This window comes from Vibrio sp. D173a (genome assembly GCF_030248475.1).
This window is the reverse complement of record NZ_JAHGAH010000582.1, coordinates 1-687: the sequence shown is the minus strand read 5'-3', so window position 1 is coordinate 687 and position 687 is coordinate 1. Positions and strand designations below refer to the sequence as shown.

1 protein-coding gene is annotated in these 687 nt (G+C 39.9%); it reads left to right on the top strand.

Annotated features, from left to right (window positions below):
- Positions 1 to 159: 159 nt before the first annotated feature.
- The gene (locus KIV40_RS27680; RefSeq protein ID WP_285352404.1) at positions 160 to 624 is read left to right on the top strand and encodes a TetR/AcrR family transcriptional regulator; all 465 of its coding nucleotides are present in this window, start codon (positions 160 to 162) and stop codon (positions 622 to 624) included.
- Positions 625 to 687: the final 63 nt, after the last annotated feature.

The window sequence follows — 687 nt, the reverse complement described above, 5'->3', positions numbered from 1 at the left end:
TATATTAATAAGTTGTTTTTTTGATTCTATGTTAATCAATTATTTAACTTTAGGTAATACATACTAAATATAATGTTAATTCCACCACTCCAATTAATGGAATAGCATACCCAAAAGGAGTATAGTCATTTCTCTTTTTGATTATTATGGTCGAATCCAATGCCGAAGCGCAGCAAAGAAGATACTCTTATCACAGTCAATTTAATTCTTGATACCGCCACACATCAATTACTGACAATGGGCTACGATAAGATGTCTTATACCACACTCAGTCAGGCGACAAAAATATCCCGAACAGGCATCAGCCATCACTTTCCTAAAAAGACAGACTTCCTACTGGCTCTTCAAGGGCGCTTTCTTACTGTCATTATCGATCAGCTCAATCTCACTAAGGGGCTAGTTGAGCTAGAAACCAGTTGGCGAAAAGCACTTTTCAACCAAGACTTTGTTGCTGTACTTCGCTTAACGTTCCATCACTCCGTAGTCCATCAAGGTGGCGAGGCGTTCTCTGGTCAACTGATGCACTCCGTTATTGCTGTGATTAACCATCGCATGAATACCGATGCCACCAAAAGCGTCGAGCGTTTGTTTGGCGTTAGCCTTATTCAAATCGCTGCGCGTTGATTTGCACAAATTCACCACAATGATGCCAACCCTTTTTGATAAAAGTGTCATAGATTAACGACT

What these genes read in the sequence shown, in the direction of transcription:
- KIV40_RS27680 (WP_285352404.1), top strand. Translation starts at nt 160, where the DNA reads ATGCCGAAGCGCAGCAAAGAAGATACTCTTATCACAGTCAATTTAATT.